The following is an 8430-nucleotide window of genomic DNA, read 5'->3' on the forward strand; positions in this document are numbered from 1 at the left end:
CGCTCAATCTCACAGGCGCTGCCATACCTTGTGGCAAACACCTGTCAGCCCTAAGGCGATCCCTGTGGGGGCTGGCTTGCCTGCGATGAGGCAGGGAAGGCCAGTAGGGTTATCAGCCTGTAATAGGCGCCTGTAAATGCCGGCTCGGGTAATGCTGCTCATACACCTTGCACACCCGCAGCACCTGATCATCGGCAAAGCGCCCGGCCACGACCTGAAGCCCCACCGGCAAGCCTTCGCGGGTGAACCCGCAAGGCACCGATGCTGCTGGTTGTTGGGTCAGGTTGAAGGGGTAGCTGAACGGCGTCCATTCCATCCATTGCCCCATCCCCGACCCAGGCGGCACGTTGTGCCCGGCCTCGAACGCCACCAGCGGCAGCATCGGCGAAACCAGCACGTCATAGCGCTGGTGGAAGGCGTTCATCTTCGCAATCAACTCCGCCCGTGCCTCCAGTGCTTGGGTGTACTGGCTCAGGCTGATGCGTGCCCCCTGTTCGGCAATCCAGCGCAGCCCAGGGTCAAGCAGCGCTCGCTGTTCATCGCTCAACGTACCGGCCAGCCGCGCTGCACCGGCAAACCACAGGGTATTGAACGTTTCCAGCGGGTCGCTGAAGCCGGGGTCCACTTCTTCGACCTGCGCTCCCAGCCGAGCCAGGCGCTGTACCGCTAGCGCCACCAGCGCCTCGATCTGCGGGTCGACCTGCACGTAACCAAAATTGGCACTGTAGGCGATGCGCAGACCGTTCAGGTCTTGCTGCTGGCCCAGCCACGGAGCCTGTCGTGGCGCACTAGCCAACCCGTCACGTGGATCGGGGCGGGCGACACAGTCGAGCATCAGCACCGCGTCGTCCACCGTGCGCGTCATCGGCCCCAGGTGCGACAGTACGGTCATGGCACTGGCCGGCCATTGCGGCACATAGCCAAACGTTGGCTTGATGCCGAAGGTGCCGGTAAAGGCGCAGGGTATGCGGATAGAGCCCCCGGCATCGCTGCCCTGGTGCAGTACGCCCAGATTCAATGCGGCAGCGGCGGCGGCACCACCCGACGAGCCACCGGCAGTCAGCCGTGTGTTCCAGGGGTTACGAGTGATGCCGTACAGCGGGTTGTCGGTGACGCCCTTCCAGCCGAACTCGGGGGTAGTGGTCTTGCCCACCAGGACTGCACCGGCCTCACGCATGAAGGCGCTGAACGGGGCATCGACCTCCCATGGCCCGGCCGCGGAGGTGGTGCGGGACCCTTTGCGGGTAGGCATGCCACGGGTCAGGGTCAGGTCCTTGATCGAGGCGGGTAGGCCATCGATCCGGCCGCAAGGCTCGCCCCGTTGCCAGCGTTGTTCGCTGGCCCGGGCAGCGGCACGGGCGCCTTCGCCGTCGACGTGGCAATAGGCGTTGACCGCCGGGTTGTGCTGGTCGATGCGCGCCAGCACATCGTCGACCACCTCCACAGGCGACAACTGGCGGCGCTGGTACAGTTCGAGCAGTTCGGCAGCGGTGAACTCGCCAATCGCAGTTTTCTGAGGCATTTCAGCGGGCTCCTGGGGTGGCGGCCTGGAACATGGCGCGCAGCAATACGTCGCAACCATCGGCCAGGTCCTGCGGCGCGGCATTTTCGATTTCGTTGTGGCTGATGCCGCCTTCGCACGGTACGAATATCATCCCGGCCGGGCCCAGCTCGGCGAGGAAAATCGCATCGTGGCCGGCACCACTGACAATATCCATGTGGCTCAGGCCCAGCGCATGCGCCCCTTGGCGCACGGCATCCACGCACTGCTCGGCGAAGTACAACGGCGGGAAGTCGGCCGTCGGGGTGAGCTGCCAGGCAAGGCCGTGTGCCGTTGCGCTGGTGTCGATGGCCGTGCGCACTTCACTGACCATGGCAGCGAGGTGCCCAGGGTCGAGGTGGCGCAGGTCGATGGTCATGTGCACCTGGCCGGGGATGACGTTGCGCGAGCCCGGGTGCAGGGTCAGGCAGCCTACCGTGCCGCAGGCATGCGGCTGGTGGGCGTGGGCAATACGGTTGACCGCAGCCACGACCTCGGCGGCACCGACCAGCGCATCCTTGCGCAAGTGCATGGGGGTGGGGCCTGCATGTGCTTCTACACCGGTCAGCACCAGGTCGAACCATTTCTGCCCCAGGCAGCCCTGGACCACGCCGATGGTCGTGCGCTGGTCTTCCAGTATCGGGCCTTGCTCGATATGCGCTTCGAAGTAGGCACCCACGGCATGCCCGGTAGGTACGCGCGGGCCGGCATAGCCGATGCGCTGCAGCTCGGCCCCCACCGACAGGCCCTGGTCATCGACCTTGTCCAGAGTCTGCTGCAGGTCGAACTTACCGGCGAATACCCCAGAACCCATCATGCACGGTGGAAAGCGCGAGCCTTCTTCATTGGTCCACACCACCACTTCCAGTGGGGCTTCGGTGGTCAGCTTCAAGTCGTTGAGGGTGCGCATGACTTCCAGGCCGGCCATGACCCCGTAGCAGCCATCGAACTTGCCACCGGTAGGCTGGGTGTCGATGTGGCTGCCGGTCATGACCGGCGGCAGGGCCGGGTTGCGACCGGGGCGGCGGGCAAAAATGTTGCCGATGGCGTCGACGCTGACGGTGCAGCCGGCTTCTTCGCACCAGCGTACGAACAGGTCGCGGGCCTGGCGGTCAAGGTCGGTCAGGGCCAGGCGGCACACGCCGCCCTTGGCGGTGGCGCCGAGTTGGGCCAGGTCCATCAGCGATTGCCAGAGGCGTTCGCGGCTGACCAGCGGGCCTTGGGCAAGCAGGTCCTGCGGGGGATCGATGCGGGTGTTCATGGTTCATCTCTCCTGAAAGTATCGGGTTGCTGGTACCGGCCTCTTCGCGGGCTTGCCCGCTCCCACAGGTCCTGCGTAGTCCTTAGAAGAGGCCGGTACAGAAAAGCAGGTATGGGTCAGGCACTCAGGGCCAGATAACGGTTCTTGATACTCGGGTCCTCACGGAACTGCGCTGCACTGCCCTGGTAGGCAACCCGACCCTGCTCCAGCACGTAGTGGCGGTCTGCAAGGGCATCGCAGACCATCAGGTTCTGCTCCACCAGCAGGATCGACAGCCCTTCGTCCTTGATGCGCCGCAGAATCTTCACCAGCTCGTCGACAATCACCGGCGCCAGACCTTCAGTCGGTTCATCAAGGATCAGCAGCTTGGGTCCGTTGAGCAGGGCGCGGGCGATGGCCAGCATCTGCTGCTCGCCACCGGACAACGCGAAGCCACCGTTACGGCGCCGCTCCTTCAGCCGCGGGAACATGCTGTACACGTCCTCCAGCTGCCAGCGGCTGGTCTTGCGCACGGCGATCTTCAGGTTCTCCTCGACACTGAGCTGGCGGAAAATGCCGCGGTGCTCTGGCACCAGGGCAATGCCCAGCCGGGCAATGTCGAAGATTTCACGGCCGACCAACTGTTGGCCGTTGAAGCTGATCTGCCCCTGCCGAGGGCGAACGATGCCAAGAATGCTGCGCAAGGTGGTGGTCTTGCCGGCACCGTTGCGCCCAAGCAGTGTGACCAGTTCGCCAGCCTCGACCTTGAGCGAGACGCCTTCGAGCACATGGCTCTTGTCGTAGTAGGAATGGATCGAATCGACGTTGAGCATCAGGCGGCCTCACCAAGGTAGGCAGTGCGCACGCGTTCGTCGTTGCGCACCTGTTCAGGGGTACCCTCGACCAGGATCTGGCCGTGGCTCATTACCGTGATGCGCTGGCTGATCGACATGACGATGCTCATGTTGTGCTCGATCAACAGCACGGTATGGTCACGGCCCAGGTCGCTGATCAGGTCGGTCATGACCGGGATGTCATCAATGCCCATGCCCGAGGTGGGTTCGTCGAGCATCAGCAGGGTAGGCTTGGCGCAGATGGACATGCCCACTTCCAGCACCCGTTGCTGGCCGTGCGACAGCTCGCCGGCGAGGGTGTTGGCGCGGCCAGTCAGCTGCAGGCGCTCCAGTACCTGGTCGGCGGTGTCCCAGTGGCTGCGCTTGTGCTCGACGCTACGCCAGAAGTTCAGCGCGCCCAGGCCATCGCGGCCCTGGGCCGCCAGGCGCAGGTTCTCGCGTACCGACAGGTTCTGGAACAGGCTGGTGAGCTGAAACGAACGCGCCATGCCCAGTGCCACACGGCCGTGGGACGGCTTGCGGACGATGTCCTGGCCATTGAACAGGATCTTGCCCGCGGTAGCCTGGCGCTCACCGGTCAGGCAGTGGAACAGGCTGGTCTTGCCGGCGCCGTTGGGCCCGATAACGGTATGAATGGTGCCGGCGCGCACGTTGAGGTCCACGCCCGCGACCGCCTTGAACGGCCCGTATGCCAGCTCCAGCTGGCAGGTTTGCAGGAGGTAGTCGCTCATCACAAGGTCTCCTTGGTCTTGGCCTGGGGTTTGTCGTGGGAGGCACGGCTAGCCAGCAGGCGCTTGGCCAGTTCGGCCAGGCCGCCCCACAGGCCACCGCGCATGAACACCACGACCAGGATCAGGATCACCCCCAGCAGCATCAGCCAGCGTGGCCACAGTTCGGACAGCACATCGCCCAACAGCACGATGGCACCGGCCCCCAGCAGCGAGCCGAACAGCGAGCCGGTACCGCCGACGATGGTCATGATCAGAATGTTCTCGCTCATCATCAGGTCGATGTTCGACAGCGGCGCAAAATGCAGCAGCATGGCGTACAGCGCCCCGGCAATCCCTGTGATGGCGCCCGACAGCATGAACACCAGGATCTTGAAATGGCGGGTGTCATAGCCGATGGCAGCAGCGCGGGTCTCGTTCTCGCGGATGGCCAGCAGGGTGCTGCCGAACGGCGAGCGAATGACCCGCAGGGCGCCGGCGAAGATCAGCAGGAACAGCACGGCGACAAACACATAGAAGTGCCGCGGGTCGGCCAGGTCGACCAGCACATGGCCGGCGATCTCGATGTTCGGCCGTGGTACGTCGAGCAGGCCGTTGTCGCCGCCGGTCCAGCCACTGAGGGTATAGGCCAGGAAATAGGCCATCTGGCTGAAGGCCAAGGTCAGCATCACGAAGTAGATGCCCGTGCGGCGTATGGCCAGGGCGCCCACCAGCAGCGCGAGGAAGGCGCCGAATACAGCGGCGCCAAGCAGCGCAGCGAACATGCCCCACTGCAGGTGGATCATCAGCAATGCCGCACCATAGGCGCCCACACCAAAGAAGATGCCTTGGCCGAACGACAGCAGGCCGGTGTAGCCCAGCAACAGGTTGCAGGCCAGCGCGGCCAGGGCAAAGATCAGGATTTCAGTGGCCAGGGTGGCCGATGGCAGCAGCAACGGCAGCGCCACCAGGCTGGCGACTACCAGCAACAGCAGTGCCGGGGCACGGCCCGTGGCGACTGGCAAAGGGTTTTTTTCACTCATCTCAGGCTCTCCCGAACAGGCCATACGGACGCACCAGGATCACCGCCGCCATGGCGCCGTAGATCATCAGGCTGGCGCCTTGTGGCCACAGGCTGGTCATCATGCTTTGCACCACACCCACCAACAGGCCGCCGACCAGCGCACCGCCAAACGAGCCCATGCCGCCGATCACCACCACCACGAAGGCGATGCCGAGGATTTCCGGGCCGACGAAGGGCTGGGCACCGCGCAGCGGCGCGAACAGCACACCGGCCACGCCGGCCAGGCCTACGCCCAGGGCGAATGTAAGGGAGAACAGGCGGAAGATATTGGTACCCAGCAGCGACACGGTTTCGGTGCTCTCGCTGCCGGCCCGCACCAGGGCGCCGAAGCGGGTGCGCTCCAGTAGCAGCCACAGGCCAATGCCGATCAGTGCGGCGAAACCGATCAGGAACAGGCGGTAGTACGGGTAGATGAAGTCACCCAGGATCAACACCCCGCGCAGCTCGGGCGGCACGGCGATGTTCTTGCCCACGGGGCCCCAGATCAGCACCGAGGCTTCCTGGATGATCAGGGCGATGCCAAGGGTAACGAGGATCTGGAAGGTGTGTGGCAGGTGATAGATGCGTTTGATCAGCAGGCGCTCGACCGCCCAGGCCAGGGCGGCCACCACCAAGGGAGCGATCAGCAGCGCCAGCCAGAAGCTGCCGGTGATGGCCACGGCGGTGTAGCACAGGTAGGCGCCAAGCAGAAAGAACGCACCATGGGCGAAGTTGACGAAGTTGAGCAAGCCGAAAATGATCGTCAGGCCTACGGCGATGAGGAAGTAGATCATCCCCAGGCCCAGGCCGTTGAGCAGTTGGAACAGGTACAAATCGAGCATGAGCGTGCCCTCGACAGCGCGCGGCGCGGCTGCCTGTACGAGTGTGAGTGACTAACGCCGCGGCTTCAGGCCAAGGCGCAACCGGTGTGGTCGGGCTCGACGAACGAGCGGCCCGAGCTGATGACTTCGGCCAGGTCGTCTTCGTCGCGCATCTGCCCTTGGGGCTTGCCGCGCAGCAGGTAGTAATCCTTGAGCACCTGGTGGTCGCCCGGGCGGATCAGCTCGTCGCCGGTCGGCCCCTGGAAACGCATGCCCTGCAGTGCTGCAGAGACGGCGGCCCCGTCCAGGCTGCCGGCCTTGACGATGGCTTCGAGCATGACCTTGGTGCCGATGTAGTCGGCGGCCAGCGGGTAGTTGGGGTTGATGCCGTAGGCCTTGCGGGTGGCGGCAACCAGTTGCTGGTTCAGCGGCGTATCCACCTGGTGCCAGTACTGCGCGCCCAGGTACACGCCTTCGAGCACGTCACTGCCCAGTTCCTGGAACTGGTCGAGGCCGGCGGACCACACCATCAGTACTTTCATGCGGTCCTTGATGCCGAAGTTGACCGCCTGGCGCAGCGCGTTGGAGGCCTGGCTGCCGAAGTTGAGCAGCACCAGCACGTCGGGTTTGGCCGCGATGGCATTGGTGAGGTAACCCGAGAATTCCTGCTCTTGCAGCGAGTGATAGCTATTGCCGATATGTTCCACGCCCTGCTCGGCGAAGACTTTGCGGGCGTTGTCCAGCAGCGCGTCGCCGAACACGTATTGCGGGGTGATGGTGTACCAGCGCTTGGCCTGCGGAAGTTGGCGAATCATCGGCACCAGGGTTTCGCGGATGGCGCCGTAGGTCGGCACCGACCAGCGGAAGGTCGAGGCGTTGCAGTCCTTGCCGGTGATTTCGTCGGCGCCCACCGGGGTCATGAACACGCCACCGGCCTTGTGTATTTCCTTGGAAACCGCCAGCGCCGAAGACGACAAGGTGCAGCCCTGGAAGAAGCGGGCGCCATCCTGGCCAATGGCTTCCTGTACCTTGCGCACCGCCTTACCGGCGTTGCCTTCGGTGTCGATGACTTTGTACTTGAGCGGGCGCCCCAGCAACTGCGGGTATTCGGCGATGGCCAGGCGCGAGCCCATGTCGGCGTACTTGCCGTAGCTCGCGAAGGCACCCGACATGGACTTGAGCCCATAGAAGGTCAACGGTTGATCGGCGAATGCCCGGTGTGCTCCCAAAGGGAGGCTACCGAAGGCACCCAGGGCAAGGCCTGCCTTGAGCAGGGTACGTCTTTGCATGGGTAACTCCTTGGTTGTGGTTATTAGGCAGGAGTGGCAATGACAAAGCGGGTACGGCCGGGCCTGTGAGCAGGCCTCTTTCCAGGCGGATCAGTGGTGGTGGTTGAACTCCAGCAGGAAGTGGCGGGCGACCTCGCCCTCCAGTGCGGTCATGTGGTGTTCGGCGTCGCACATGTGCTCGTGCATCAGCCGGCGTACGCTGGGCTCGTCACTGGCGCGCAGGGCGCTGAGCAGTTGTTTGTGGTAGTCGATGTTGGCTGCGGCGAACTGCTGGCGCTTGGGCAGGTAGGCCTTTTTCAGCACCACCAGGTCGCGCAGCAGGTCGTTGAGGAACACCGCCATGAAGCGCAGCAACGGGTTGGGGCAGCGGTGGGCCAGCAGGGTGTGGAACTCCAGCTCCGCCAGGCGCTGTTCGCGCTGGCCCTCTTCGCTGTCTTCCGGCGCACTGCAGAAGTCGATGTTGGCCTCAAGCGCGGCATAGTCCGCTTCGCTCAGCTGGCCCATTACCGACACTGCCAACTCGACCTCGATGACTTTGCGCAGCTGGTACACCTGCTCGCCGTCCAGGTGCTGAAAGTGCAGGTAGTTGCGCAGCGCTCGGCTGGCGGGCTCGGTGCCGACCTCGGCCAGGTAGGCACCACCGGCAGGGCCGGTGCGGGTGCTGACCAGGCCTTCGACCTCAAGTGCCTTGAGTGCCTCGCGGGCAGTGCCCTTGGAGCACTCGAAGTGCTCCATCAGCTCACGCTCGGTGGGCAGGCGGTCGCCGGGGTGCAGCGCTTCGGTGACGATCGAGCGCTTGACCGATTCGACGATCACATCCGACAGCTTTTGGCGCTTGCGTTTGGGTTTGAGCATTTCGCTATTTTTCATATTTATGCGGATAAATAGGATTTAGCGAATTTTGCCGGGGTGGGTC

The 8430-nt window shown here is 64.2% G+C and carries 8 protein-coding genes; all 8 read right to left on the reverse strand.

What is annotated here, in order from left to right; translation table 11 throughout:
• Positions 1 to 112: 112 nt before the first annotated feature.
• Positions 113 to 1522 carry an amidase gene (locus GYA94_RS23945; protein WP_161893227.1) on the reverse strand — a complete coding sequence of 470 codons (1410 nt, stop codon included), beginning with the start codon at positions 1520 to 1522 and terminating at the stop codon, positions 113 to 115.
• Between the two features lies 1 nt (position 1523).
• A complete protein-coding gene (locus tag GYA94_RS23950; protein ID WP_161893228.1) occupies positions 1524 to 2801 on the reverse strand; it encodes a Zn-dependent hydrolase in 1278 nt (425 codons plus the stop codon).
• 116 nt (positions 2802 to 2917) lie between these two features.
• On the reverse strand, positions 2918 to 3613 hold the full coding sequence (locus tag GYA94_RS23955) for an ABC transporter ATP-binding protein (RefSeq protein WP_009683015.1): 696 nt from the start codon (positions 3611 to 3613) through the stop codon (positions 2918 to 2920).
• The gene (locus GYA94_RS23960; RefSeq protein WP_054913584.1) at positions 3613 to 4365 is read right to left on the reverse strand and encodes an ABC transporter ATP-binding protein; all 753 of its coding nucleotides are present in this window, start codon (positions 4363 to 4365) and stop codon (positions 3613 to 3615) included. Before GYA94_RS23960 ends, GYA94_RS23955 begins: the two co-directional genes overlap by 1 nt.
• On the reverse strand, positions 4365 to 5384 hold the full coding sequence (locus GYA94_RS23965; RefSeq protein ID WP_161893229.1) for a branched-chain amino acid ABC transporter permease: 1020 nt from the start codon (positions 5382 to 5384) through the stop codon (positions 4365 to 4367). The genes GYA94_RS23960 and GYA94_RS23965 overlap by 1 nt, the downstream gene beginning before the upstream one ends.
• Position 5385: 1 nt before the next feature.
• Positions 5386 to 6246: a branched-chain amino acid ABC transporter permease gene (locus GYA94_RS23970; RefSeq protein WP_161893230.1), complete on the reverse strand. Its 861-nt coding sequence runs from the start codon at positions 6244 to 6246 to the stop codon at positions 5386 to 5388.
• A 65-nt stretch (positions 6247 to 6311) separates the two neighbouring features.
• A complete protein-coding gene (locus tag GYA94_RS23975) occupies positions 6312 to 7514 on the reverse strand; it encodes an ABC transporter substrate-binding protein (protein ID WP_009683011.1) in 1203 nt (400 codons plus the stop codon).
• A gap of 90 nt (positions 7515 to 7604) precedes the next feature.
• The gene (locus GYA94_RS23980; protein WP_029887330.1) at positions 7605 to 8369 is read right to left on the reverse strand and encodes a FadR/GntR family transcriptional regulator; all 765 of its coding nucleotides are present in this window, start codon (positions 8367 to 8369) and stop codon (positions 7605 to 7607) included.
• Positions 8370 to 8430 lie beyond the last annotated feature (61 nt).

The organism is Pseudomonas juntendi, from assembly GCF_009932375.1.
Classification (GTDB): Bacteria; Pseudomonadota; Gammaproteobacteria; order Pseudomonadales; family Pseudomonadaceae; genus Aquipseudomonas; species Aquipseudomonas juntendi.